This is a genomic window from Methylocella sp. CPCC 101449 (genome assembly GCF_031921685.1).
Taxonomy (GTDB): domain Bacteria; phylum Pseudomonadota; class Alphaproteobacteria; order Rhizobiales; family Beijerinckiaceae; genus Terripilifer.
In genome coordinates this window covers 1880151-1905423 of sequence record NZ_JAPDHU010000002.1, presented here as the reverse complement: position 1 = coordinate 1905423, position 25273 = coordinate 1880151, and the positions used below count along the sequence as shown (strand labels likewise).

22 protein-coding genes are annotated in these 25273 nt (G+C 58.1%); 13 read left to right on the top strand and 9 right to left on the bottom strand.

What is annotated here, in order from left to right; genetic code table 11:
• Positions 1-144: 144 nt before the first annotated feature.
• Genes OIM99_RS20030 through OIM99_RS20020 form a run of 3 tightly spaced genes read right to left on the bottom strand, consistent with a single transcriptional unit; the run spans position 145 to position 3727 of the window.
• Positions 145-855 (bottom strand): TetR/AcrR family transcriptional regulator, encoded by a 711-nt coding sequence (locus OIM99_RS20030; RefSeq protein ID WP_311852219.1) that lies wholly within the window; start codon positions 853-855, stop codon positions 145-147.
• 30 nt (positions 856-885) lie between these two features.
• Positions 886-2427 carry a DHA2 family efflux MFS transporter permease subunit gene (locus OIM99_RS20025; RefSeq protein ID WP_311852218.1) on the bottom strand — a complete coding sequence of 514 codons (1542 nt, stop codon included), beginning with the start codon at positions 2425-2427 and terminating at the stop codon, positions 886-888.
• Positions 2420-3727, bottom strand: coding sequence for an HlyD family secretion protein (locus OIM99_RS20020; protein ID WP_311852217.1), 1308 nt, complete (start codon positions 3725-3727; stop codon positions 2420-2422). The genes OIM99_RS20025 and OIM99_RS20020 overlap by 8 nt, the downstream gene beginning before the upstream one ends.
• Positions 3728-4024: 297 nt before the next feature.
• Here OIM99_RS20020 and OIM99_RS20015 point away from each other — a divergent pair, with 297 nt between their 5' ends.
• Positions 4025-4549, top strand: coding sequence for a flavin reductase family protein (locus OIM99_RS20015; RefSeq protein ID WP_311852216.1), 525 nt, complete (start codon positions 4025-4027; stop codon positions 4547-4549).
• A gap of 23 nt (positions 4550-4572) precedes the next feature.
• On the opposite strand, the gene OIM99_RS20010 is transcribed toward OIM99_RS20015, so the two are convergent.
• On the bottom strand, positions 4573-5169 hold the full coding sequence (locus OIM99_RS20010; RefSeq protein WP_311852215.1) for a MarR family transcriptional regulator: 597 nt from the start codon (positions 5167-5169) through the stop codon (positions 4573-4575).
• Between the two features lie 188 nt (positions 5170-5357).
• On the opposite strand from OIM99_RS20010, the gene OIM99_RS20005 reads away from it, so the two are divergent.
• Both OIM99_RS20005 and OIM99_RS20000 read left to right on the top strand, forming a co-directional pair.
• Positions 5358-6875 carry a 4-hydroxyphenylacetate 3-hydroxylase N-terminal domain-containing protein gene (locus OIM99_RS20005; protein ID WP_311852214.1) on the top strand — a complete coding sequence of 506 codons (1518 nt, stop codon included), beginning with the start codon at positions 5358-5360 and terminating at the stop codon, positions 6873-6875.
• A 189-nt stretch (positions 6876-7064) separates the two neighbouring features.
• Positions 7065-8291 (top strand): MFS transporter, encoded by a 1227-nt coding sequence (locus OIM99_RS20000; RefSeq protein ID WP_311852213.1) that lies wholly within the window; start codon positions 7065-7067, stop codon positions 8289-8291.
• 46 nt (positions 8292-8337) lie between these two features.
• On the opposite strand, the gene OIM99_RS19995 is transcribed toward OIM99_RS20000, so the two are convergent.
• Entirely contained in the window at positions 8338-9117 is a 780-nt protein-coding gene (locus OIM99_RS19995) for a phytanoyl-CoA dioxygenase family protein (protein WP_311852212.1), read from the bottom strand.
• A 296-nt stretch (positions 9118-9413) separates the two neighbouring features.
• Between OIM99_RS19995 and OIM99_RS19990 the strand changes: the two genes are divergently transcribed.
• The 6 genes from OIM99_RS19990 to OIM99_RS19965 all read left to right on the top strand — a co-directional run bounded on the left by OIM99_RS19990 (position 9414) and on the right by OIM99_RS19965 (position 14908).
• Positions 9414-11048, top strand: coding sequence for an FAD-binding protein (locus OIM99_RS19990; RefSeq protein WP_311852211.1), 1635 nt, complete (start codon positions 9414-9416; stop codon positions 11046-11048).
• Positions 11045-11311, top strand: a complete 267-nt coding sequence (locus OIM99_RS19985; RefSeq protein ID WP_311852210.1) for a ferredoxin family protein — start codon at positions 11045-11047, stop codon at positions 11309-11311. The genes OIM99_RS19990 and OIM99_RS19985 overlap by 4 nt, the downstream gene beginning before the upstream one ends.
• 65 nt (positions 11312-11376) lie before the next feature.
• Complete coding sequence (locus tag OIM99_RS19980) at positions 11377-12450, top strand: ABC transporter substrate-binding protein (protein ID WP_311852209.1); 1074 nt, start codon at positions 11377-11379, stop codon at positions 12448-12450.
• Positions 12451-12491: 41 nt separating this feature from the next.
• On the top strand, positions 12492-13355 hold the full coding sequence (locus tag OIM99_RS19975) for an ABC transporter permease (RefSeq protein WP_311852208.1): 864 nt from the start codon (positions 12492-12494) through the stop codon (positions 13353-13355).
• A 54-nt stretch (positions 13356-13409) separates the two neighbouring features.
• The gene (locus OIM99_RS19970) at positions 13410-14153 is read left to right on the top strand and encodes an ABC transporter permease (RefSeq protein ID WP_311852207.1); all 744 of its coding nucleotides are present in this window, start codon (positions 13410-13412) and stop codon (positions 14151-14153) included.
• Positions 14114-14908: an ABC transporter ATP-binding protein gene (locus OIM99_RS19965; protein WP_311852206.1), complete on the top strand. Its 795-nt coding sequence runs from the start codon at positions 14114-14116 to the stop codon at positions 14906-14908. The genes OIM99_RS19970 and OIM99_RS19965 overlap by 40 nt, the downstream gene beginning before the upstream one ends.
• Positions 14909-15107: 199 nt before the next feature.
• On the opposite strand, the gene OIM99_RS19960 is transcribed toward OIM99_RS19965, so the two are convergent.
• The gene (locus tag OIM99_RS19960) at positions 15108-16193 is read right to left on the bottom strand and encodes an aromatic ring-hydroxylating dioxygenase subunit alpha (protein WP_311852205.1); all 1086 of its coding nucleotides are present in this window, start codon (positions 16191-16193) and stop codon (positions 15108-15110) included.
• 239 nt (positions 16194-16432) lie between these two features.
• Here OIM99_RS19960 and OIM99_RS19955 point away from each other — a divergent pair, with 239 nt between their 5' ends.
• The 3 genes from OIM99_RS19955 (at position 16433) to OIM99_RS19945 (ending at position 19159) form a co-directional block, all read left to right on the top strand.
• A complete protein-coding gene (locus OIM99_RS19955) occupies positions 16433-17191 on the top strand; it encodes a GntR family transcriptional regulator (protein ID WP_311852204.1) in 759 nt (252 codons plus the stop codon).
• Positions 17192-17325: 134 nt separating this feature from the next.
• Positions 17326-18186 (top strand): hypothetical protein, encoded by an 861-nt coding sequence (locus OIM99_RS19950; RefSeq protein WP_311852203.1) that lies wholly within the window; start codon positions 17326-17328, stop codon positions 18184-18186.
• Between the two features lie 166 nt (positions 18187-18352).
• Entirely contained in the window at positions 18353-19159 is an 807-nt protein-coding gene (locus OIM99_RS19945) for an SDR family oxidoreductase (RefSeq protein ID WP_311852202.1), read from the top strand.
• A 14-nt stretch (positions 19160-19173) separates the two neighbouring features.
• Here OIM99_RS19945 and OIM99_RS19940 read toward each other — a convergent pair whose 3' ends face one another.
• Positions 19174-20898, bottom strand: a complete 1725-nt coding sequence (locus OIM99_RS19940) for a tetratricopeptide repeat protein (RefSeq protein WP_311852201.1) — start codon at positions 20896-20898, stop codon at positions 19174-19176.
• Positions 20899-21227: 329 nt separating this feature from the next.
• Here OIM99_RS19940 and OIM99_RS19935 point away from each other — a divergent pair, with 329 nt between their 5' ends.
• Entirely contained in the window at positions 21228-22664 is a 1437-nt protein-coding gene (locus tag OIM99_RS19935) for a porin (RefSeq protein WP_311852200.1), read from the top strand.
• A 226-nt stretch (positions 22665-22890) separates the two neighbouring features.
• Here the strand turns inward: OIM99_RS19935 and OIM99_RS19930 are convergent, their stop codons facing one another.
• Together OIM99_RS19930 and OIM99_RS19925 are read right to left on the bottom strand one after the other, a co-directional pair.
• Positions 22891-23859, bottom strand: coding sequence for a tripartite tricarboxylate transporter substrate-binding protein (locus tag OIM99_RS19930; protein ID WP_311852199.1), 969 nt, complete (start codon positions 23857-23859; stop codon positions 22891-22893).
• A 79-nt stretch (positions 23860-23938) separates the two neighbouring features.
• The gene (locus OIM99_RS19925) at positions 23939-25144 is read right to left on the bottom strand and encodes a Rieske 2Fe-2S domain-containing protein (RefSeq protein ID WP_311852198.1); all 1206 of its coding nucleotides are present in this window, start codon (positions 25142-25144) and stop codon (positions 23939-23941) included.
• Positions 25145-25273: the final 129 nt, after the last annotated feature.

Sequence of the window (25273 nt, the reverse complement as noted above, 5' to 3'; positions counted from 1 at the left end):
TGCTCACGGCTGTTTAGCCTCGGCGGGTTACAATTGGTGCCCAAAAACCAAACGATGCGAGCGGCCCTGGGAACTGGCACGGGCTCGCAAATTCACTAATTCGGCAACAGCGTTCCGAAGGTTTTGCGGCCCGAAATAGATGAGTCAGCTGGTCTCAGCAGGTGCCTTGGGCTGTCCACTTGCCTTGAGGCCGGCCACGAACAAATCCACAGCCACCTTTCGGCGACGTTCCTCGAATTCAGGATCAAGAGGGATCCCATATAGAACGTTCCGTTTGGTGCTGCCGACAATGAGGTCGAGGAAGAGGCCGGCTGCCAGCTCTGGTTCGTCGATATGAATGCCGCATCGGTCGGCCGAGCGCCGGAACAGCACGGCCAGTGTTTGCACGGCTCGAGCCCAAGCTTCCTGGTGAGCGAGTTTGGCGAGTTCAGGGAACTGCTTGGCTTGGGCGGCTAGCATCCGTTGCACCAAAGCCGATTGAGGTTTCAAGGAGTGGCTCAGTAGATGCCGGCTGATCATATGCAGTGTCGCACAGAGATCCGCCGGATCATGTTCGTGCGAAGGGGCGGCGGCGGCAGCCATGGGCGCCAGCCAGGTCTCGATGCGCTCCCGCATGACCGCGGTGAATAGTTCGGATTTGTCACGATAGCGTGCATAGATAGTCGGTTTGCCGACCCCGGCCTTTTCGGCCACGGCGTCGATCGATGTACCCTCGAATCCTCGCTCCATGAACATGGCAGCCGCGACCTCAAGCAGACGCGCATCGCGGCGTGCTGCTTCCTCTCGGGTCGGTCGGCCACCGCTGCCTCGTCGGGCCTGTTCGGGGGGCGGTCTGGTCAGTGTCATCTCTTTCATCGGTCTGATCCGTTTCTTTGGGCCGATAGCCTAGTCCATCACAGCCGCGTGGTCACTGCCACCGGCATTCTGTGCCGTGCGCAGCAGCAGGAGCAAGGGCGCAACGGCCAGGGTTAAGACCATCATCAGTTTGAAATCATCGATATAGCTGATGATGGAGGCTTGTTGCTGAACGAGCTGGTTGAGGGCTGCGCGCCCGCCTGCCGTCCAAGGGCTCAGATAATGCAGGATTGTGCTGTTGTGGAACGCCGGATTGGTCGCGGTGATATGGGCGCTGATGGTCGCATGATTGATCTGGCCGTTGCGAACCAGCAGATAAGACAGAACCGATATGCCGATGCTGGAGCCGATATTGCGCGACAGATTGTAGAGACCGGTGGCATCGCCACGCTGTTCCGGCGAGATCGTGGCAAAAGTGACCACCGAGAGTGGGACGAACAGAAAGCCAAGGCCAGCGCCTTGCACGAAACCGGTCACGATCACTGTCCATTGCGAAACCGCTGGCGTCCACCCACTCATGTCGTACATCGCCCAGGCCGTGAGCAGCAGGCCGGTGAGGAGCAAAAGCCGGACGTCGACTTTGCCAACGAGCCGACCGACCAGAAACATACAGAACATGGTGCCCAGGCCACGAGGACCCATCACGAGGCCGGCGGTCACGACGGGGTAGCCCATGAGTGTCTGCAAATAGGGTGTCATCAGCGACATCGAGGCGTAATAAGTGAGGCCGACGATGAAGATGTAGAGCATGCCCAATGTGAAATTGCGGTCAAGGAAGAGGCGCGGATTGACGAATGAGCCTGTCTTCATCGTAAAGGTGTGAACGAGGAAGACATAGAAGGCGGCCGCGCAGACCGTCGCTTCCAGAATGATTTCGAAAGACGAGAACCAGTCGAGTTGCGAGCCACGATCCAGAAACACCTGTAAGGCAGCAATGGCGATGCTCAGGCTGCCGAAGCCGATCCAGTCGAGTTTGGTCTGCGCGTTTGCCTTGGTTTCGCTGATGAAGAACCAGACGCCAGCCAGCGCCAGAATGCCGATGGGCAGATTGATATAGAACACCCAACGCCAGCTTATGTTTTCGGTCAGCCAGCCACCGATCACCGGGCCAAGCACGGGGCCGACCATGACCGAGACGCCGAACAGTGCCATAGCTGAGCCGCGTTCTTCCGCCGAATAAATGTCGAGCAGGATCGATTGTGACAGGGGAACGAGCGCCGCACCGAAAAAGCCTTGCAGAAGACGGGCGCCGACGATCTGAAACAGAGATTGCGACATGCCGCACAGCATGGACGCGATGACGAAACCGGCGATGGCCACCATCAAAACGTATTTTCGGCCGAACCGGCTGGCGAGAAAGCCCGATGGCGGGGTCATGATCGCCGCCGCGACGATATAAGAGGTCAACACCCAGTTGATCTGGTCAGCGCTCGCCGACACGCTGCCTTGCATATAGGGTAGGGCGACGTTGGCAATCGTGGTGTCCAACGCCTGCATGACCACCGAGAGGATCAAGCACGCCGTGATCGCCGCGCGATTGGCAATGGGCGCGCTGGCGGCAGCGCTAGCCATTGTTCGCTCCCGTATGGAACCAGCCGGTGAGGAAGTTAGGCAGACCACGGCTGTGACCAGTTTCGATGTTGACCTCGACGCTCATGCCAACGCGCAGCGGCGGCGCATCGGCTGGCGTTTCCACGCGAATACGCATGGGAATGCGCTGGACGACCTTAACCCAGTTGCCGCTGGTGTTTTCGGCCGGCAGTAGCGAGAAGCTGGAAGCCGAAGCCGGGCTAATGCTGTCGACCGTACCGGTCCAGGTCTTGCCAGGATAGGTATCGACGCCAATCGTCACCTTCTGGCCGGGTTCAACATAGGTCAGTTCGGTTTCCTTCGGATTGGCCTGCACCCAAACATGGTCGGTGGAGACGATGTTGAAGGCTGTGCTTGCGGCCGTGAGATATTGGCCAGGCTGCAGCGCCGGAACGTTGGTGACAATGCCATTGTAGGGCGCATGAACGACCGTGTGGGCCAGTTCTCTGGCGGCTTCGTCACGCGCGGCCAGGGCATTCTTATAGCTGGGCAGTGTTTCGACGGGCGCATTCGGCGTGTCGTTCAAATTGGCGGAGACACCGGCGAGTTGCTGTTGCAGAGACGCGAGCTTCTGCTGCGACGTCTGCAACGTATTGCGCGATGCGTCATATGTCGCGCGCGGCGTAAAACTATTGGTGAGGAGCTGTTGCTGACGATTGAAGTTGGCGGTGTTGAATTCAACGTCTTTCTGCGCTTGTTCTACCTGCACTTGCAGATCGCGATAATTGGTCTGTTGCGCGCGAAGCGTATTGCGCGTCATGTCGAGTTGCGCTTGCGCGCGATCGAGCGCCAGTTTGAACTGCTGGTCGTCGAGCTTAAAGAGCACGTCGCCCTTGGCGACCTTTTGATTATCGTGCACGGTCACTTGACTGACGATGCCCGAGACATCGGTGGAAAGGCCAACCGTATCGGCCTGTACATAGGCGTTATCGGTCGACATCACGGCGCCGCCGGTGACGTAGAAATAACCGCCAGCGACAAGCATCACAGGCAGAAGAGCAAACAGCAGACGCCGCGTCGTCGAGCCTTTGGGCGCTTCGCCGTGTTTCACCGCGGGCTCCTCGGCAGGGGGCGGGGCAGCCGGCATCAAGTCATCGGGCCGCGCCTTGGCTTCCGGCTGGGCAACCTCATCGGCTGCCGGCAGATGGGCCTGCTGTGCAGTGCGCAGATGGCGAACATTGCTGATCTCGGTCGTGGTTTGGTCGTCGGAATCGAGGCCCGTCGTAGACATGGCAAGTCCCTTTATTGCTCTTTCCGCTGGTCGTTCAGCAGCCCATGCCAAATCGACCGGCGCCCATCCTGCGAAGGCGTGGACATGGCCCGGTGGCGCGATGCTCGTCTCGTAGAACTATTTTGAAACGATACTGTATCGTTTTGTTTTTTTCAAGGCAGAAGCTAGGCTGTTGTGGTTCATGAATTTTCTATGTTTGGCTTATATATCATAATCTTAAATGGCCCCAGTTAGACGGCTTGACAGACTCCAATCTGATATTTCACAATAATTTCAGATTTGACCCGAAGCGCGGAGCGCGGAATATCCATTTCTTAGCTTTGTCTTAACAGTACTCAGGAGCATCGGATGAGTTTCTCGGATCGTGATTTTCGCAATGCTCTGGGTCTGTTCGGCACGGGGGTCGCCATCGTCACCGCGGAGGTCGATGGGACATTGCTGGGTACGACGGTGAGTTCGTTCAATTCGGTGTCTTTGTCGCCGCCTTTGGTACTGTTCAGCTTGGCGCGCTCCGCCTTGGCGCATGGCCTGTGGACGAAGGCCGAGGCTTTCGCCGTGACCGTGCTGCGGGAAGAGCAAAACGAATTGTCCAATCGTTTCGCGCGGGCTGGCACCGACAAATGGGTGGGTCTGACGCCGGCTCGGAGCGATACGGGAACACCTTATATCGCGGGTGGCTTGGTGAGTTTCTTCTGCGACACCCATGCGGTTCATGAAGGTGGCGATCATGACATTGTCGTCGGTCGCGTGGCGTCCTTTCGCCGCGACGAAGGGGCACCGCTTCTCTTTTTCAGCGGTCGCTATCGTCGGCTTCAATCCGATCAGCCGATCGAGACGCCGGCTGATGCGGATCTCTGGCTCCACGGGTGGTGAGAACGTAGAGTTCGCAGTTGGTATTACGCGGTGCTGCTGCGAGCTTCGCGTCTGCGTCGGCGGACTTTAGCCAAGGCTTCGTCGGAATTGAGAATGAGCTGGCGAGCAACTTGCCTCGCTGTCTCAAGGGCTTCCGGATCGATGCCTTCAAACAGCGTATCATTCACCATACGGACCAAAGGCGATACATGAGCGATCGCTTCCTCGCCTTTCGTCGAGAGCGAGACATGCACGCTGCGCCTGTCGGCAGCATTTTGTCGCTTAAGCAGCAGGCCTTTGCGCTCAAGACGTCCTACTTCGGTGGTGACATGCGTGGAGGCGAGGGCCACATGCTCCGCCAGTTCCTTGATCGTGACACCTTCGGAATTCTGCCGATAGGCGACACCCATCAGCACGGCGAACTGGCTTGCCGTGAGCGACAGATCATTGCCAAAGGCATCGCGACAGGCGAGCAGGCGACTGGTGCATTGGACCATCGCATAGATGCTCTCGCGGAAGAGCCTGTCGGAGCCGTTGCGCAAATAATCGCTACGGGAAATCGTGAGCGGCGGCTTGTAGGCTTTGGCGGACATTTTTTTCATTCCAGCACGGCGCAACCGAATCCGGCGGCAATCGATCATATCTCGCATAGAGCAAGGTACGTCGTGATCAATGGCGGAGTTCTGGGGAAACGCACAATGCCGATTGACAGCTACAATATGTAGCTATATTTTGTAGTTATTATGACGGAGCCGAAGCTCAAGGGACGATCGCCTCGGTCTCTCTTGGGGGCGAGGCCAACGAACAACACGCTACATGGAGACGAGACATGAATGCGAACGCCGCCGGGCAGCTTAAAAAGCCGGCCAAGCTCGCCCCCGCCACGCCGCTGCGTAGCGGTGAAAGTTTCCTCTCGGATCTGAAGGCGAGCAAACGCACTATTTTCGTCGAGGGCGAACGGGTCAGCGATCCGGCCAATCATCCGGCTTTCCGCAACGGCGCTCGCACCGTCGCCCGTCTCTTCGATTACGCCGCTGCACCAGAGAATCTTGAGCGCATGACCTTTACTTCGCCGGATACCGGCGGTCCGGTTTGGCGTTGTTTTCAGATTCCCAAAACCCATGCCGATTTGCGCGCCAAGCGTTTGGCGGCGGAAGGGTGGGCCGAACAGACCTTCGGCTTAATGGGGCGCACGCCAGATCATGTCGCCAATTTCTTCGCCGGGTATGCAGCTAAGCCGGCCTTCTTCGCACGTGGTGGTCAGCAGTTCGCCGACAATGTGGTGAATTTCTACAAGCACATTCGCGACGAGCATAAGTATGTGGCTTATGCGATTGTACCGCCACAGATCGACCGCAGTAAACCGGCGCATCAACAGAGTGATCCGACGCTTTATGCCGGTGTGGTCAAGGAGACCGATGCGGGCATCATCGTTCGCGGCGGCCAACAGCTCGCCACCGGCGCTGTTTTTGCCGACTATCTGCAACTGAGCTGCATTCATCCGTTGCGGGCAGGTGACGAGAACTATGCAATCAGTGTGGCGTTGCCCCTCGACGCGCCGGGCGTGAAATTATTTTCGCGCCGCGCCTTCCCGCTGCAGGCGACGAGCGCCGAAGATTATCCTCTGACCAGCCGATTCGACGAGACCGATTGTTTTGTCGTGCTCGATGACGTGTTCATCCCCTGGGAGCACGTGTTCATCTATCGCAACACCGAGCTTTGCTTTGGCCAGTGGTGGCAGACCCCGTCGCATTCCTATGGCAATCATCAGGCGCAGGCGCGCTATGCAACGAAATTGCGGTTTCTGTTGGGGCTTGCCAAGCGCATGAACGAGGCGACGGGTAATGATGCGGCGCCGCCGGTTCAGGCGGAAATGGGGGAGCTTGCGGCCTATGCCTCTATCGTCGATCATATGTTGCACTCGCATGAAACCGATGCGCCGATCGACGAAGACGGGATTTTGTGGCCGTCGAAGACGGCACTCTATGCGGTGATGGCGCTGCAATCGCAGATCAACCCACACATGATCGACATCGTCAGAGAGCTGACCGGAGCGGCGATGATCACGCTGCCGTCTTCCGCCAAGGATTTCGACAATCCGGAAGCACGGCCGGATCTCGAACGTTACTTCGTTTCCGGCAAGATGAGTGCGCGTGAGCGCGTTCGGCTGATGCGATTGGCATGGGACTTCATCGGTTCTGAATTCGGCAATCGTCATCAGCAATACGAAAAATTTTACGGTGGCGCGTCTTATCTCGTGAAGATGAACATGTTCCGCGCATACGATTTTCCGCGCGCGGGACGCTTGGTTGATGCGGCGCTCGCGCTTCCGACGATTGAAGCGTGATGTTGATATGGGCCTCTTTGATGGCCCGGTCTTTGCAATGGTGGTGATGGCACATGATGCCATCGCCGGTGCGATCCGCTTTTGGGGCGAGCGGAGAGCGTCGATATGTTTCGCAACAATTGAATGGGGGCGTAGATGAGTGTTGATCATTCGATTCAGTCCGGTCCGATGCGTTCCTCAGAAGTTCCCATGACCGACGCATCGGACGTACAACCGACGAAGAAACGTTGGGCGATCGCCTTCATTCTCTTTCTTGCCGTTCTATCGGCTTTCTTCGACCGCATCAGCGTCGCGGTCCTCTTCACCAACACCGATTTCCAGAACGCCATGGGCACGGGCTTCAACCCGACTTTGCTTGGCCTTTTGATGACATCCTTCGTATTCGCCTATGGTTGTTCCGGCGTTCTGTTGAGCTTTGTCGGTGACATCTATGGCTTGCGTCGTTCTCTGGCCATCGGAACCGCTTGTTGGGGTGTGCTGATGGCACTCATGGGTGGTGCCGGGTCTTTCACGGCCATGCTGACCCTGCGCGTTCTGCTCGGCATCGCGGAAGGACCGCAATTTTCCATCACGAACTCGCTCGTGAAACGCTGGTTTCCCCGGCGCGAGCAGGCGCGCGCCAATTCGATCTGGATGGTCGGCAGCCCGCTTGGCTCGGCGATCGGCTTTCCGCTGATGATTTATTTGGAAACCGTCTATGGCTGGCGTACAGCCTTCATTCTGCTCGCGGCTCTCAATCTCGCGGTGATCCTGCCGTTGGTGCTGTTTGTCTTGCGCGACGGTCCGGCTGAAGTGGCGCCGAAGCCAGTGGCGCAGGCTGCACCACAATCTTCCTATCTCTCCCAGGTTGGGTTGTTTTGCCGCGACTGGCGCTTTTGGATGCTGGTGATCTTTAATTCGGCGGCACTGATCTATCTGTGGGGGCTCAACAGTTGGTTGCCGAGCTATCTGGTGCGCGAGCGTGGCTTTGATCCTCGTCAGACCAGTTTCTATTCCTTCCTGCCATTCTTCATGATGTTCCTCGGTGAGGTGCTGGCCGCGACCTTGTCGGATCGTCTTGGTCGCCGGGCCATCGTCTGCTTCGTCGGCCTCTTCATGGCGGGTTTGTCGATGTATGCGGTCTCGGTTGTCGCCGATGCGCAGACGGCGGCTTTACTGATTGCGGTGAGTGCTTTCTTCTGGGGCGCGGCATTGCCACCGCTCTTCGCGCTTTCGCTGCAAATTCTGCCGCCCCGCGCCATCGCGGCAGGTGTGGGCATGTTCAATGGCATCGGCAATATTATTGGCGCGCTTTCGCCGTTGGTCATGGGAGCCTTGATCGCTTCGACGGGCGCGTTCAGTGCCGGCTTGATGGTGCTGGTTGGTGCCACACTCCTCGGTTCTCTAGCGATGCTGCCGCTGGTGCGCCGCTATTGAAAACATCGGTAGGCGCGGTCATTTGATCGCGTCTACCGATTAAATGCTAAATCAGCGCCTGCCTGATGGCGCGCGCGACGGGACAGTCGGGCGCCAGGGCGCCGCGCGGCAATAACGGTGGCTGAGCCAGGAAACGCGGTTCGCGGCCGCGATGCGGTTGGGCTGCGTGAACGACAAAGGGATGGCAGAGGTAGACCGTTCCAGCTCTTCCCGTGGCGAGCACTTCTGGTCGGTGAGCGGAGGATGCGAAGCCGTCACTGGCGAGATCGCGTAACGTCAATCCTTCCTCTCCGGCCGAGGCCAGTTGCCGTGCGATATCATGATGAGAACCGGCGCGGATACGCGTCGGCGCATCGTCGTCGCCCACATCGGAGAACAGGAACAACATCAGCAGCGCGCGCCCCTTCGAAGCGAGATTGACACGCCAGGACATGAAATCGGCATTGTCTTCGAAACCGAAGCTCACATCGACATGCCAGCCCGTATCGCCGGGATCATCGGGTGACGGAAAGCGGATTGGAAAAGTTCCCATGCTTCGGCAGGGGAGCCAACGGTCTTTCCCAATGAGCTGATCGAAGGCACCGTGGAGAAGGGGCGTGTTGGCAGCCCGGAGAAACGGTTCCGCACTGTACATGCCGAGACGGATGACAGGCTTCGTCCATGTTTCAGGCCTCTCGGGGTTGCATCCAGTGTCGTGCCAAAGAAGCGCTCGCGCTTCGTCGGCGGCATCGCGCGCGAATGCGTCGTCGATGCGGATGAAGCCGGTGGTGATGAATTGCTCAATCTGTGCCTCGGTGAGGGCAGGGGCTGCATGTTGATGGGTCATGATTTTGTTCCGGATGCGCCGGTCGCTTTGAGCGACGGCAGACAAGGGCTCTCGTTACGAGCAGGGCTCGTGAGGGCGTCAGCGCAACGGGAAGAAGAATGTGAACATCATGATGGATTTTCTTTAGTCCGGAGACTCGGCTTGGGCAATGAACGATCTGTAGGGCCGCCGGTCGCTCCTTTTTGGCGCGAATTGCCGTTAAGTATTGAAATATCAGCCTAAAGTATCCCACCAATTATTAGTTGACAATTTTTATGTACTAAATAGATTTTACCTCATGCAGATGAGGTGAAGCCATGTCGGGACAAATTCGGCGGCCGGAAGAGATTACAAGCGGTGGTGGGGTGCGGGAGTTCCGTACCGATGTGCTCGTTTTAGGCGGCGGGCCGGCGGGCACCTGGGCGGCGATCAGTGCCGCCCAGCGTGGGGCCAGTGTCATTCTTGCAGACAAGGGATTTTGCGGAACATCGGGTGCCACGGCGCCGTCGGGTACCGGCGTTTGGTATGTGCAGCCCGACCCCGCCAAGCGCGAGGCCGCCATGGCATCGCGCGAGGTGCTCGGCGGTTATTTGCAGGATCGGCGCTGGATGGCGCGGACGCTCAATCAGACTTTTGAAAATGTCGATCAGCTCGCTCGATGGGGCTATCCCTTCCATGACGATGGCGTCGGGTTTCAGCGCTATGGCTCGGTGATGGGGCCGGAATACATGCGCTTGATGCGCAAGCGGACCAAGCAGGCAGGCGTCAAGATTTTCGATCACAGCCCGGCGTTGGAATTGCTGCAGGATGAGAACGGGGCCGTTGTCGGTGCGAGCGGTCTCTCCCAGCAGGCGGGTGAACGTTGGAATGTGCATGCCGGCGCGGTGATCCTGGCGACTGGCGGCTGCGCCTTCTTGTCGAAGGCACTTGGCTGCAATGTGCTTACCGGCGACGGCTTGCTGATGGGGGCCGAAGTTGGTGCCGAACTGTCGGGCATGGAATTTTCCAACGCTTATGCCATGTCGCTTGCCGAAGGCTCGGTGACCAAAACACGTTTCTATGATTTCGCCGAATTCACCGATGCCAATGGCGACCCGATTCCCGGCGCCCAGTCGAAGGGTGGGCGTTCCGTCATCGCACGCTGGCTAATGAGTGGGCCGGTGTACGCCAGTCTGGTCAACGTCGATCCGGAAACGCAGCAGGCCATGCGTCGCGCGCAACCGAACTTTTTCCTGCCGCTCGATCGCTCCGGTATTAACCCGTTCACCGATCGATTTCCGGTGACCCTGCGTCTTGAAGGTACGGTGCGCGGTACGGGCGGTCTTCGACTTGTCGATGAAAGCTGCGCCACCAGCGTTGAGGGCCTCTACGCGGCGGGCGATGCAGCAACGCGCGAACTGGTTTGCGGCGCTTTCACCGGCGGCGGTAGCCACAATGCCGCTTGGGCGATGTCGTCTGGCTATTGGGCAGGCGCGGGAGCGGCGAGCTATGCGCGCACGCGCCGGGCGTTGGCGCAGCCATCGAAGGTAATCCGGTCCGGTAAGGCGGCGCTCGCCGAACAATCGCAGCGCAGCTATGATCCTTTGGCCGTGACCCAGGCGGTGCAAGACGAAGTCTTCCCCTACGATCGCAATTATTTCCGCAGCGAACTTGGTCTGAAACATTCCCTCGAACGGCTTGATCGCTTGTGGCACAAGGTCGAGAGCGCCGACAAGGCCAGTGTTTTGCACGTAGCGCAGTCTCGTCAGGCCGCGGCGATGGTGGCGACCGCGCGATGGATGTACCGCAGCGCGCTTGAACGCGACGAAAGTCGCGGCATGGCACGTCGTGTCGACCGGCCGCAACAAGATCCGGGACCTCGTTACTACGTTCGTTCAGGTGGCCTTTCCGAAGTATGGACGCGACGCGATCTGCAGCAGCCTGAAGCGCGCGTGTTGGAGGCCGCCGAATGATCGAGGTGATCGATAAGGAGCGCTGCACGGGCTGCAATATTTGCGTTCACGCCTGTCCGACGAACGTTTTTGATACCACGGCGGATATCCCGGTGATCGCGCGTCAGGCGGACTGCCAGACCTGTTACATGTGTGAAGCCTGGTGCCCAGAGGATGCGCTTTATGTGGCGCCCAATGCGGACAAGTCCGTTGCCGTTGATCTCGTCGCGCTCAAGGCTGGCGATGTTATTGGCAGCTATCGTCGCGCTATCGGCTGGTCATGACACTATCCCTTTCACTGTGAGGACATGGACTGTCCCGCGCTTGGTTCCCAATTTTGAGGTCTGATATGCGCAGTTTATTCCGTAGGTCGTTCGGCCGATCGCTCGGTCTGGCTCTGATCGCCGCCATTGTTTCTGTCATCTCGGTCAAGGCTGAAACGCCACCTTCCGTCATTCGTCTCGCAGGGCCCGGCAATGCGGCCGGTCAACCTTACGGTACAAATGTTTTGGGTGTTGTGCGTGCCAGGAAAGTCTTGGAAGAAGAGTTCAAGGCTGATGGCGTGAAAATTGAGTGGCAGTTCCCGCGCGGCACGGGGCCAGCCATTAATGAAGCTTTCGCCAATGGTCAGCTCGACTTCGCAGCTTACGGCAGCTTGCCGAGCATCGTAGGTCGTGGTGCGGGGCTGAAGACCAAGGCCATAGCCTCCTACGGCGTTTCGCCGGTATATGTGGTCGCGCGCAAGGATGCGCCGATTACTGCTATCGCCGATCTCAAGGACAAGAAAATCTCCTTGCAACGCGGCACGATCTTCGAGTGGTCGCTCAATCGCATTCTGTCGACGACGAGCCTGAAGGAGCGGGATCTGCAGATTTTCGACCTGCAAACCGCGGATCAGGTATCGGCTTTCACGTCTGGCCATATCGACGCGATTGTCGGCAATAACACCATTCTCGATTTGGTCGACCGCGATTTCGGCAAGGTGATCTATTCGACCAAGGGCACGCGCAATCCAGGCACCAGCTTCGGAGTATTTGCCGTCAGCGAGGATTTCGCCAAGAAATACCCGGAGACGACGCAGCGTGTTGCCACAGCTTTCATTCGCTCGGCGCGTTTTGCTTCTGACGATGCCAATCGCAATGAGCTTTACGATATCTGGGCTTTGACGGGCACGCCACGAACGGCTTTCGTAAAGGACTACGACAAAGACGATCTGCGTGAACGTCTGAATCCGCTTCTCGATGAGTATTTTGTTTCGAGCGTCAAGGACGGCGTCGATTTTACGCTCAATGCAAAACTGGTCCGTCGCGGCTTCAGGCCTGAGGATTGGATCGATCGTTCTTATATCGACAAGGCGATCAAGCAGCTCGGTTACGAGGGATTTTGGTCCGCTTATGATGCGAACGGCAAGCCGGCGAGCTGATCTCGCCAATGCTGAACTCTATGCATTGAACAAGGTGCGATATGACAATCCTTGCCGACGCGGGCCGTCGTCGATCTTCTTCCGTCTTATCGTTTGTCGGACACGAGGGCTTCGCTCGTATCCGCCACTCCTATAACGGTAACCGCCGGCTCCGCGCGGTGGCAACGGGGTTGGTTGTGCCCGCTGTCATTCTCGGGCTCTGGTCCCTTGCCGTTCAGCTGGAACTCTTGGCGCCGCAGATCTTGCCCGCGCCATCCTTGGTCTGGACGACCTTGAGCGATCTCCTGGTGAGCGGCGACCTGCCTTATGAGCTCGGCGTCAGCATGCTGCGTTTGGCCGTCGGAATCGCCATTGGTGCAGGGCTTGGGCTCGCGATCGGCATCGCCCTCGGTTTGTCTCGTCGCGCCGATGCCTATTTCGGTGCATCGGTGCGGGCGATCTTTCTGGTGCCATCGTTGGGCTGGTTGCCATTCTTCATGCTCATGTTCGGCATCGATGAGACATTGAAAGTGGTACTCATCGCTAAGACTTGCTTTCTGCCGCTCATGGTTGGGCCTTATCACGCTATCAGGACGATGCCGTCGAAATATGATGACATTGCCCGTTGCCTTGAGCTGAAACGCTCCGACTATCTTCGAAAAATTCTTCTGCCGGCTTTACTGCCATCGATCGCCACTGGCCTGCGCCAGGCGGTGAGCAAGGGATGGAAAGTTTTGATCCTCGTTGAAATGATCTCGTCGGCCGCGGGTATCGGCTATCTGATGATGTGGGGACGCAAGTCCTTTCAACTCGACGTGGTTTTTGCGACGATCATCGTCATCGGGCTGGTGGGCCTGTTGTTCGATCGAGGCATTCTTTGGTTCGAACGCCGCACGGCCCAATGGTCGTTGCACGCAGCGGTGTGAGCCATGGCGGCGCAACAGCCTATTTTGACCCCATCTGCCTGGCGCCCTCTCGTTGTGCCTTTGCTGCTGGTTGCGGCCTGGCTTGCCTATAGTCTGGTGCGCGACGCAGGGGATTCGGCGACATTCACGTCGCCGAATGCCTTTGCCATCGCCGTCGCGAAGGACACGGCCAGCGGCTTTCTGCCTGGAGCCATCGTCGCGACTTTGGCGCGTGCGATCGCGGGCTTTCTGATCGGCGCCGGCGCGGGGCTTACCGTCGGTTTGGCTATCGGGCTTTGGCGGCCTGTTGATCGTCTGTTGTCGCCAACGATCGACAGCGCACGCCAGGTGGCTCTTTTCGCCTGGATCCCGTTGCTCAGTGCTTGGCTGGGCAACGGCGAGGCCATGAAAGTGAGCTTGATCTCGCTGGGCGCTTTTTTTCCCGTGGCACTAGCGACAGCTGTGGCCTGCGCCAACGTCAGCCGTCACTACCTTGAAGTTGGTCAGGTTCTGGAACTGTCGCGTCGCCAAGAGGTGAGCAAGATCATTCTGCCCGCCGCGGCACCGGCCATCGTTGCCGGTTTGGAATTGGGGCTGAACATTGCCTGGCTTGGCACGATCGGCGCGGAATATCTGATCGGCACTGGCTATATCAATGGTATGGGCGACGGGCTTGGCGCTTATCTGGCACAAGCGCGGGAATATGCCCGCATGGATCGTATTCTTATTGGCGTGATCGCCCTGGCTCTCGTTGGCTTGGCGCTCGATCGCTTCGTCTCATGGTCATCAAGAAAGGTTTTCCCGTGGCACCGGCAATAGCTATTGGCGCGGCGGACGCTGGCGTCGAGATCGACCAGCTTTCAAAATGGTTTGCCGTGGATAAGCATCGCGTGCAGGCGCTCGATCGGGTGTCGCTTACGGTGAAAGATGGCGAATTCCTCACGCTGCTTGGTCCGAGCGGCTGCGGTAAGTCGACTTTGCTGCGCATGCTCGCCGGGCTCGATGTTCCCGATGAAGGCGATGTCGCGGTTTATGGTGTCCGCGTCGAGCGGCCTTCGTTGTCGCGCGGTATCGTTTTTCAGGATCATCGGCTTCTGCCGTGGTTGACCGTGCGGGAGAATATAGTCCTCAGCCTGCATAAATCTGGATTGTCGCCGCAAGAACAGGATGCGCGGGTTTCCGAACTGATTGCGCTCGTGGGGCTCACGGGATTCGACAATGCAAAGCCCTATCAGCTTTCAGGCGGTATGTCGCAACGTGCGGCGATCGCTCGCGCTTTGGCGCCACGTCCGCGTATCCTTTTGCTTGATGAACCACTCGGCGCTCTTGATTCCCTGACGCGGACGCGTTTGCAGAATGAGTTGGTGCGCCTATGGGAAGCCGAGCGGATCACTGTGGTGATGGTGACCCATGACGTCGAGGAGGCGGTTTATCTCTCCAGCCGTGTCGTGGTGATGGAGCCGCGGCCGGGGCGAATTCAGTCGATTATCGATATCGATTTACCTCGCCCGCGCAAGCGCACGGATGTGCGCCTGGTGACGTTGCGGGAGCAGATTTTGACGAGCCTGGAATGATGGTCTCGAATCTTCTGCGTCGCCTGAGCGAAGGCGCGAAAGCGTGGTGGGACAAGCAGGCGCTGCAAGCGGACTGGGAATTGGAACACCAGATCCGCTTGACCTTTCCAGAAGACGCGGCGGACTATGCTGCATCGTCCTTTGGTTCATCGGCCGCGCGGGTGCTCAAAGGCTCTGCGCTTACTGCGCGATTTCAATCTTATTCCGCCGCAACAGCCGTTACAGGTGCCTGTTCCTCTACCGCCAGCCGGCTTAGGATCTGGCGCATCATCAGACCCGGGCGATCGCTGCGGAAACTGAATTCGCGATAGTCTTCGCTTTCCGTGGTGACGATGTCGGAAATCCAGCTCAGAGCGTCGACATCTTCGACATAGGCCGCATGAGAGGCTTCATAGAGGAACTTGCTTGCGTCCTCGTCATCGAGGCCGAAATCACGGCTGTTGAACCACCAGTAGTGCAGGGTGTTCTGCGTTTCCGGCGTAAAGACATGTAGAATATTGACGCGGAATTCCTCTCGCTCATCGGCGACGGGTTCCGAGACGGTAATCTTGGCCAATGCCAGATGGCCGGCCGGGCCGAAGAAAGAGGCTTCGGACAAGCGGTCAACCATGCGCCCTTCGAGCTTCATCGGCACGGCATAGATGCCTGGTGGGAGAGACTTCTTGAGTTCGCGACGCAGGGAAACGGTGTCGCCATTCTGGCTCACGTCCAGAGGCGAGGTCGCCCATTCGGGTGTGCCGACAGAACCGGCATGCAGAAAAGTGAAGTGGGTTTGATCGAGCAAGTTCTCGTGCATCGCCACATAATTGGTGTGCATGTGGAACGAGCCTGAGACGGTCTTCCAGGTGGGCGCGGAGAGAAAAGAGAAGTCCGGAATCAAAGCGACGTCGGCTTGTTCGGCATCGCCCATCCAGATCCACACCAGCGGGGCGCGTTCAACGACGGGGAAGTTGCGGATCTTGATATTGCCACCGGCATTGGGTGCGCTTGGTACGTGCAAGCAACGGCCAGTGCCGTCGTAAGTGATGCCGTGATAGCCGCACACGATTGTGTCGTCTTGAAGCTGGCTTTTGGACAAGGGGAAGGAACGATGCGGGCAGCGATCGTGCAAGGCCGAGATCGAACCGTCCTTCTTGCGGAAGAACACGACGCGGGTCTCGAGCAGGGTGCGCGGCAGCAGATTGCGCTCGATTTCATGGGACAGGGCGGCGACATACCAGGCGTTACGCACGAGAGGCGTGGTGTGATCGGCGTGCTGGCGTTGCGAAGTGGCGGCGCTGCTCATAATCGGGCTCCCTGACCGAGTAATTGGGATCCCATGTAGATTGATTTTGGGATCCCGTCAATGCGATTTTTTATATTTAAAAGGCACTTTAAGCCAAAATTGTATCCCAAAATCGGTGAGCCGCAGGCTATTTGGCTGTTTTATTGGTTCTTTCAGGCGGTATGCGGTATCCAATTGGGAGCGGGCCGTTGAGGCTCGCTGAGCCGTGGATATAGGTTTGGGATCCAATTCGAGGGACCATGAAACACGAAGCGGATGTGTTGCAGCGCTTGCGAGACATGATCCTGCAGGGCGATCTGGCTCCGGGGCAGCGGGTGCCGGAGGCGCATGTGGCGGCTTTGCTTGGTCTTTCGCGCACGCCCGTGCGGCAGGCGTTGCCTGTGCTGGCGAAGGAAGGCCTGCTGGTGCCCGCTGGAGCACGGGGCTTTGCCGTGCGAGCCTTCACCAAGGCAGAGATCGCGGAAGGGGTTGATGCGCGCGGCCTGCTGGAGGGGTATGCGGCTCATGTGCTGGCGCAACGCGGCATGGATCCTGAGACGAAAGGGCGTTTGCAGGATCTGCTGGCACAGGGTGATGTAATCTTTGCCAAACGTCATCTTGTCGCTGCCGATGAGCGTGCTTACGGCGAGATGAATCGTGCTTTTCACGACACCATTGTCGAGGCCGCGCGGCTGCCGATCGTAAAAGGACTGCTGGAAACCCTAAACCGTATTCCGTTCGCATCGCCTGAGATGATTGCGTTCGATCGGCTTGGACTTGAAGAAATGTACGATGCGCTTTGGTATTCTCATCGTCAGCATCATCAGATCGTCGGTGCAATTGCCGCTGGTGAGGGCGCGCGAGCGGAAAATTTGTTCCGCGAACACGTCAACAATCAGATCTACAGCATGTCCTTGCGCGGTGAGGACAATCGTCGGTCGCCGATGGCTAGGCTTGAGCCGCCGGTGAACGAGAAGCCTGTGCGAGGGTCCCGTAAAAGCAAAGCGCCCGAAGTGTAGCAGTGAGTATGTAATATTACCTACGTGATATTATCGTGCCGTGCGATGCTGACTGCCTCCGCGTGATACGTAATTCGGTCGTCACAAATCCTTGGCATGTGCGGAACATTCACCACCAAAAGGAAAGGTGCCATATGCTGAAAGCTATTTTGACGAGCGCGTTTCTTGTTGCCGGAACTCTCGTTGCCGGCGCGCAAGCCATCGACAATAGCGCGCTCGACAAGTCCGACTTCCGCGCTCATGCGCGTACGTTCGGGCTGGTCTATACATTGCCGCAATCTGTCAACGACAAGCTCGCTTCGACGATTGGCGGCATGCTGCGTGAGGATCTGCTGAAGGCAGGTCTCGCGACAGAAGCGTTGATGTTCAACATTCCGCATGTCACCGTCGTGCACATCCATAACGCTGATCCGACGACGCCTGAGAAAATGTTGAAGGTGTTGCCGTCGCTGCCTGGCCGGATCGATCTGACGCTAAAGACTTTCTACACGACGGAGGCGGCTAAGGACGCTGGCCGGCCGTGGTGGCTCGATCTTGGTATCGTCAAGGAAGGCAAGGGCTACGAGAAGATGATGGCGTTTAATGTGACGGCGACGGCGGCGCTGGCGCCGCTGCGTGACGGTCCGTTGCCGCGCGTCACGGGCCCTGTCTATGCTAAGATGGGCGATGCGGCGAAGTCCCTGGTCAAGACCATGGGCGTGAGCGGCGTCAACATCATGCAGGATGGTAAGGTGACGTCAGTGCATAATCCGCATAACACGCTCGTTTATAGCATGGCCTCCTTCACACCTGCCATTCAAGCTGCGATGAACGAAACGGCCAAGAATTTCAATCAGGTTCTGCCCGAGGGTATCGAAACGGCTTTTACAACGGTTTCGATCGTTGAGCTTGCTTTCGCCGGTAACGTGTTGCGTGAAATCTATCGCATCGACCTCGAAAACGGCTCGGTGCTGGAAGTCGCGACCGGCAAAGCGATGAAATTGGCGCAAAACTAGCACCAATATTTCGTATGTTATCGAAGAAGGACGACGCCGCCTCCCTCGCGAGGCGGCGTCTTCTTGTTGAGCGCTTCCCGCTCATTTGAGCGGAACTAGCCGAGCTTGCGGACAAGCTATAGTCTGGCCGTTATTATCGAAGACAAGAACATGGAGGAGCGCTGCGATGTTAAGCTTGGATGGCACTGTTGTGCTGATCTCGGGAACGGCGGGTGGTCAGGGGCGAGCGGCAGCATTGCAGTTCGCTGCAGCGGGTGCTCGCGTTCTGGGATGCGATGTGAAAGCCATCGAGGCGGAGGAAACTGTCGATATGGTGCGACGGGCCGGGGGCACGATGGAGAGTTTTCACCCGATCGATGTCTCGGCACCCGAAGTGGCCAAGGGCTGGATCGATAGGGCTGTGGAGACATGGGGCAGGATTGACGTGCTCTATAACAATGCCGGTCAGATGCGTGCCAAGGGACCGTTTGCCGAGACCTCGATGGAGGACTGGAATCTCACCCTACAGTATGAGCTGACCATGCCTTTTGTCTGCAGCCGGGCGGCATGGCCGCATTTCGTGCGGCAGCATCATGGTCTTATCATCAATACGGGCTCGATTTCGGCGCATGTGGAACTGATGCCATTGCGGAGTTGTGCTCACGGGGCGACCAAAGCCGGGCTGCTCGGCCTTACGCGCATGCTGGCCGCCGAAGGTGCGGTCCACGGCATTCGTGCGATCAGCTTGAGCCCTGGCGTTGTTCGATCGCCGGCAACGGCGCGTTTCTGGTCTGGAGAAGACCCGCAACAAACGGCTGTCGGCGAGGCGCTTCTACGTAAGATTCCCATGGGCAGAGAAGCGTCATGCGAGGAAATCGCCAGCGTTGCCGTCTTTCTGGCGTCTCCAATGGCCGCCTATATCAACGGCACGGACATTTTAGTCGATGGTGGTCTGCTTGGCGTTGCCCATCATCCTTATGTGCCGGCCGGCTGAGAGGTCTTCGGCTCTCATCTGATACCGTGGGCGGTGTTCAGCCGTTTCGCCGATAAACCGGCGGCCTCAAGGTCGTCGGTCAGGCGTTCGGCTACCGCTGGCAACATTTGCATGCGACCCAAAGCAGCACGTACATCGATGGCGAATTCGGGGAATTCGCTTTCGAGATAGCTGACCCATTTCTTGGCGGCAGGGTCGTTACCGCGTTGATGGAGAGCGATGATCCGCGCGATGGCACCAAGAGGCGTTTTAGTGACCGAGGCGCGAAAGGCGTGACGCTTGGCTTCGGACTGGTCGCCGCTGTGATAGGCGTTCAAGAAATAATAGAATTCGAGCCAAGCGGCGTGGTTGTCAGCAATGGTGGAGACCTCATTCAGCAGCTTCATACCGGATTTGAAATCGCCGCGCAGGATATAGGCGCTGCCAACGCGGCTGCGGATTTCCATCGAATGAGGATTGAGTGCTAACGCATGTTTCGCGGCTGCAAAGGCTTCATCAAATCGACCATCGTAGAAGCGGGCCAGAAACAGGGCTCTATAGGCCTGCGAAGAATGTTGGTTGAGCTCGACCGCGGAGCTGGCCGCCTGCAAGGCATCCTCCAGGGCGCCTTCGCTCATGCTGCCGATGGCATAACCTTTGAGATGACCGTCAATCAGCATCGACGCTTTGAGGGCTTGACCCAGGCTTGACTTAGGGGTGGCGGTGACCGTGCGATTGGCGCAATCGAGGACCTGCTGGAAGGTCTTGAGCGATGGTGTATTGAAGTATTGATAGCCGTCGACAATGCAAGCAAAGCCGATGGTGGTCGTATCGGAGGGGGGCATGCGCGCATAGCGATCCGTGAACACAATGCCATATGTGCGCCCGAGAATGCTGGCCACCTTCGATACGAGGGGACGGCGGGCATTGCCGGTGAAATCAAACGGCAGATGCGGAAAAGCCTGCGACCAGATGACTTGGTCAGTTGCGGTGTGCAGCAGGCGATAATGGATCGCCAATTGTCCATCCACTTGGCTGGCATGGGCTTCGAGACGATAATCGGTACGTCGCTGCTGCGCTTCGGAGCCGAAATCATAGACGCGCAGAAAGTCAAATCCGGCGAGAGCGGCGAGGATTTCGACATCCAGTGCTCGGGCTTGAGCGGCCTGGACGAGTCTGGCGTCGTACTGCAGGGGGGTGATCGAAATCGATGGTGGCCGCTCCCAGGCCATCGTGCCCGTTTCCGCTTCGTCGTCGGCCGGTAAGCGGGAAAGCAGGGGCGCTATCGCTAAGCTGGCAATGCCTATCAGGAAAACGGCTCCCAAGGCCGCGAAAGCCGATTGAGGAACTTTCCAGCGGTTGCGGATCGCCGGCCGATTTGTCGGCGGTGAATCTCGAGAAGGATGAGGGGGGCTTTGCCGGGGCGTGAATTGGGGCACGTAAGACCCCTTCGGAAGTTGAATCTCGATCGGACTGGCGCCGGGGTTTCGGTTGTAATGGAGGGCGAGGAGTCGGCGCAGGCGGGCAGCCTCCACGCGCACTAGGGAGTTGGTTTGCGGGTTGAAATTCTCGTTGCGACCAAAAACGCTGAGGGCGATCGTGTAGGCCTTCAGCCGGGCCGAACGCCCCTCCAACGTTTCCGTTACGACATATCGCAGAAAGCGCGAGAGGCTGTCCGAGGCTGTGAAGACAGGGTCGCTCAAAACTTCATCGAGCGCATCATAAATGCGCGCTTTTTCTGAGCTTGCCCGCGAATCCAATAACCATCCCCCCGTCGATTTGGCTCGGGAAGGTCGTTCCGGAGTCGTCCAACAGTATCAGAGGTCAGCGTGGCACGATAGTTTGGCTATAGCTTAGGTGAGCCAATAACATACTGAAACAAAAGGGACTAACGGGTTTCAACGCAGGTTACAACTAGTTATAGCCTACCGCCGCTGAACCTCCCCTCCACAAGCTCTCCACCAACCCGTTGGCGAAGGCCACGGGCCTCCGGGCGCGTGACGCGATCGGACAACAAGCCGAACGAAGCCCGCGTGGGAGCGGGTGGGGGCCAGAGGAGAGCAAGGTGGATTCATTTAAAAGGGCGCTGGTGGGCGGCGCCGCTACATTCGCATGCGCAATTGCGGGCGTGTGTGTCGCAACGGCGGCAGATTTACCGTCGCGCAAAGCGGCGCCGGTAGAATATGTGCGGGTTTGCGATACCTATGGAGCAGGCTTCTATTGGATTCCCGGCACGGACACCTGCCTGAAGGTCGGTGGTCGTGTTCGAGTCGATACTTGGTACACGCCGGCCAAGAATGCGGTCGTACATCGCTCGACGGCTGGTGCGGGCATAGCGGCGAATAGCTTCGTGAGTTCGAATGCTGTTGACCAATACGGCTGGTATGCGCGTGGCATCATCAATATGGATGCACGCACCCAATCCGCCTGGGGCACAGTACAGACGGTTTTTGCTCTGCGTTTGATGTCCGCGTCGGGCCTGGGAAATACTCCACCGGGCTATACAGGCAGCGTGTTCGCGGCGGGGAATGCCAGCAGCGCCAGCATCGAAGCCGCTTATATTCGCTTTGCCGGATTCACGGTCGGTCAGGCGGCGTCGAATTTCACGTTCCTGCCGCCTTTCCAATATCACACGATGTGGACGGCAGGCTTCCCGAACGGCATTCGTCAGCTCGCTTATACCGCGACGTTTGGCGGTGGTTTCTCAGCGACGCTTGCGCTGGAAAACCGGGCCGAACTCTCCAACGGGCAGCGGCCGAATACGCTGGGCGCCAATCCGTTTACCGCGACGGCGGCAACCGCTGCGGGTGGACCGCAGCGTCTGCCCGCGATCGTCGCCAATCTGCGGGTTGACCAGCCTTGGGGTTCCGCGATGGTTTCGGGCGCCATCGTCGAGAATACGGCCACCTTCGGTAATGCGCCTTTGGCGGTTGTCGGCAATGCGGGGCCGCTGGTGCGTCGTACCGGTTGGGCCGTTAGCGGTGGTCTGCGCATTAATCTGCCGATGCTGGCTGCTGGAGACAGCATTCAAGCGTGGGCGGCTTATGGCGTCGGTGCGCTGAGCTACGTGACCAACTCGGGTATCAATACCAATCCGCCGGTGTCGGGCAGTTTTCTGGGCGGCTTCCTGCGCGCGGATCGTGATCTGACGATGTTCTGCGTCAATGCGGCTTGCTCGGTCGGTGGCGTCGAACAGACCCGCGCGTTCAGCCTTGCGGGTATTTTCACCCACTACTGGACACCGTCGCTGCGTTCGCACCTGATCGGTTCTTACGTGCAGATCACGCCGGGCAACGTGACCCGATCGACCGCTTGGGCTAACGGCGGCCTGTCGCGCGCGACCGTCTGGAATGTCATGGGTAGCCTGGTTTGGTCCCCGGTGCGTAACTTCGACATCGGTGTCGAACTCTCTTACGCCCGCTTGAACCAGAGCCTGCCGCTTTCCGTGCCTGTTGGTCTTGGCACCTTAGCCTCGGTGAGCCCGAACAACTGGACTGGACGTATGCGTGTCCAACGCACGTTCTGATCGACTTTCCGGCCGGGCTTTTCCGCAATTGCCCGGCCGGTCAGGCCTCTCCTCGTGATACCTGGACATCGGCTAGATTGATTAGCCTCCGTCAGTCCGCTCCCTCTGAGCAGCAGATCCGGGACAAATGAGGAAATGGGAGGGACTTCAGCCCCGGCGACAAGCAGCGTCGGGGCTCTTTTTGTCGGCGTTTTCGCCTTAAAGGTAGCTTGGAAATGTTTCCGCTTTACAAGCGAATGCCGGCCGTCAAAGCAATTTGCTTCCATCTGACAATATCGGCTGTAATAAACTGATCGAATTCTTTTGGAGATGAGCCGATCGGCTGCATTCCGAACTGCTCGGCTTTCTTCTTGAATTCATCGGATTTGACGAATGCGGTGACATCCGCTGCCATTCTTTCCACCAGGGCAACCGGCGTCTGCTTGGGAACAATGAGACCGAGGATGGAGCTGACTTCGTAGCCCGGTAGAGTTTCGCCTATGCAAGGATAGTGAGACGCGCTTGGAATGCGCTGTCCGTTGATGACACCCAGAATTTTAAGAGTTTTGTCATCGACGTAAGCACGAACCGAATGCCATAGGTCAAACATCAGCGGTATGCGGCCAGCCAGAACGTCGCTCAAGGCCTCGGTCGCTCCGTTATACGGAACATGCTGCAATTTGATCTGGCCGGCGCGCTGTAAAAGTTCCGCTGCCATATGAGGCGCGGTGGCTATGCCCGGAGTAGCGTATGCCAACGGTTCTGACGTCGCCCGTGCCACCTTCAAAAGACTAGGGATGTCGCTGGCGGAGAAACTGGGATGGGCGGCAAGGACCAAATAAGATGAGGCGATTTGGGTTAAGCCGCGGAGATCGGTCGTCGTATCGAAGGGCATTTTCTCGCGTACGGCGGGATTGATCATATAGGAACTGGTCACGACCCCGATCGTCGTGCCATCTGCTTCAGACCTAGCAACCACACTGGTGCCGATCATCGAGCCGGCACCTGCTCGGTTTTCGACAATTGTTCCCGCGGGCCATTTGCTTCGCATCGCATCGGCGACAATTCGCGCCAAGACGTCCGTCGGGCCGCCTGGGCCAAAAGGCACGATGAAGCGGATTGTGCGTGAGGGGGGCGCTTCCTGCGCCCATGCAGATGCAGCAAGTCCTATTGTGCTCGACGTCGAAACCTTTAAAAATGTGCGGCGATCGATCATGATCAAACTCCCTCTCTCGCATGTTGGTTTTATTGTTCGTGCCGAGCCGGTCCCTCTCAACCGGCTCGCGACGTTGCTTTTAGAAGCCGCGCTGCGGCGGCCTGCCATCATAGGACCACGCCTTGACGGGCTTGTTCTCCATGATGGCGGTCAACTCTCGTGTGAAGAGACGGCGCAGAATCGCGATGCAGACGTCGGATGCCCCGAGGCGTTCTTGACTACGATCGGCTATCGCACCTTGCCCGAGCTGCGCGATGGCGTCTTCGATGAAGACGAAGCGGGGATGATCTTTGTAATCCGTCAAAGTTTTCTTTCCAGCGAGGACGGCTTCTGCCACTTCACGGATCGAGGGGGCCGATTTTACGAATTGTCGGATCCGTTCACGAGTGGCCCAATAGTCGTCGAGCTGATTTGCCGGCACATGCACTTGGCGCGTCGAAAACAAGATGTGATTTTCGTCGTCGGTAGGCACCAGCGTTAGATAGCTGTCGCGCCAACCACCAATTTCTTTGCCGTTCGGTGCACGCTGGGGCGGGAGAAATATGCGCATGGTATTGGGAAAAATGAGATGCGCTGCCCGCTCAGGGCCACCCGAGATGGACGTGATACGCGACATGCCATAGTCGGTTTCCTGAGCGGAAAGTTTCGGCAATTCGAGTGTGCGCTTGAGGTCGTCATGCGAGCCGCCGCCGCTATGGACGAATGCGAGATGGACTTCATCGGCGAAGTTCTCATAGGTCTGAAACCAATTACATGGAAATTCGGTCACAAGATTTTCGATGATACCTCCGTCTGAGAATGGATAGGGCGGGAAAGCCGGCGGATCACCGGGGCCGAAATAGCCATAGATCAAACCGTGATATTCTCGGGCCGGATGGCCGCCGATGCTGATATCTTTGTGCGGGCCTGGCGGATTCTCCGCCGGCCGTTCGGTGCATGCGCCTGTGCCGTTGTATTTCCAGCCATGGTAAAAGCACTGAATCTCTTCGCCGCGCACCCAGCCAGTCGACATTTGCGTGCAGCGATGAGCGCAACGATACCCAACGATATATGGACTACCGGCTTCACCGCGATAGAGCGTGAAACGCTCGCCCATGATGTGGATAGGTTTGGCCGTACCGATCGGAAGATCGCGCGACGCATAAACGGGCTGCCAGAAGCGACGAAGAAATTCGCCGCCAGGAGTGCCTGGGCCGGCTGAAGCGAAGTCCATCAATCTGGACTTATGGCCGATGGGCTTACTTGTTCCACTGTCGTCTCGCAGTTGTCGGCTCTCAGCTTGCACGATCCGCTCCCGTGTCGGCGTTTTGAATTGGTCGAAGTATAGGGAGAGGAGCGACCTTGAGAAGCGAGAGCGCCTTGCTATTTATGGCGTCATTCTTATCAGAATTGTCATAAATTAAATGCTGACGGC

Coding starts and splice junctions, on each gene's coding strand:
- OIM99_RS19995 (WP_311852212.1), bottom strand. CDS start 9,117: ATGACCCATCAACATGCAGCCCCTGCCCTCACCGAGGCACAGATTGAG.
- OIM99_RS19975 (WP_311852208.1), top strand. CDS start 12,492: ATGACAATCCTTGCCGACGCGGGCCGTCGTCGATCTTCTTCCGTCTTA.
- OIM99_RS19990 (WP_311852211.1), top strand. CDS start 9,414: ATGTCGGGACAAATTCGGCGGCCGGAAGAGATTACAAGCGGTGGTGGG.
- OIM99_RS19950 (WP_311852203.1), top strand. CDS start 17,326: ATGCTGAAAGCTATTTTGACGAGCGCGTTTCTTGTTGCCGGAACTCTC.
- OIM99_RS19985 (WP_311852210.1), top strand. CDS start 11,045: ATGATCGAGGTGATCGATAAGGAGCGCTGCACGGGCTGCAATATTTGC.
- OIM99_RS20025 (WP_311852218.1), bottom strand. CDS start 2,427: ATGGCTAGCGCTGCCGCCAGCGCGCCCATTGCCAATCGCGCGGCGATC.
- OIM99_RS19945 (WP_311852202.1), top strand. CDS start 18,353: ATGTTAAGCTTGGATGGCACTGTTGTGCTGATCTCGGGAACGGCGGGT.
- OIM99_RS19980 (WP_311852209.1), top strand. CDS start 11,377: ATGCGCAGTTTATTCCGTAGGTCGTTCGGCCGATCGCTCGGTCTGGCT.
- OIM99_RS20000 (WP_311852213.1), top strand. CDS start 7,065: ATGACCGACGCATCGGACGTACAACCGACGAAGAAACGTTGGGCGATC.
- OIM99_RS20005 (WP_311852214.1), top strand. CDS start 5,358: ATGAATGCGAACGCCGCCGGGCAGCTTAAAAAGCCGGCCAAGCTCGCC.
- OIM99_RS20030 (WP_311852219.1), bottom strand. CDS start 855: ATGAAAGAGATGACACTGACCAGACCGCCCCCCGAACAGGCCCGACGA.
- OIM99_RS19930 (WP_311852199.1), bottom strand. CDS start 23,859: ATGATCGATCGCCGCACATTTTTAAAGGTTTCGACGTCGAGCACAATA.
- OIM99_RS19960 (WP_311852205.1), bottom strand. CDS start 16,193: ATGAGCAGCGCCGCCACTTCGCAACGCCAGCACGCCGATCACACCACG.
- OIM99_RS20010 (WP_311852215.1), bottom strand. CDS start 5,169: ATGATCGATTGCCGCCGGATTCGGTTGCGCCGTGCTGGAATGAAAAAA.
- OIM99_RS20015 (WP_311852216.1), top strand. CDS start 4,025: ATGAGTTTCTCGGATCGTGATTTTCGCAATGCTCTGGGTCTGTTCGGC.
- OIM99_RS19965 (WP_311852206.1), top strand. CDS start 14,114: ATGGTCATCAAGAAAGGTTTTCCCGTGGCACCGGCAATAGCTATTGGC.
- OIM99_RS19955 (WP_311852204.1), top strand. CDS start 16,433: ATGAAACACGAAGCGGATGTGTTGCAGCGCTTGCGAGACATGATCCTG.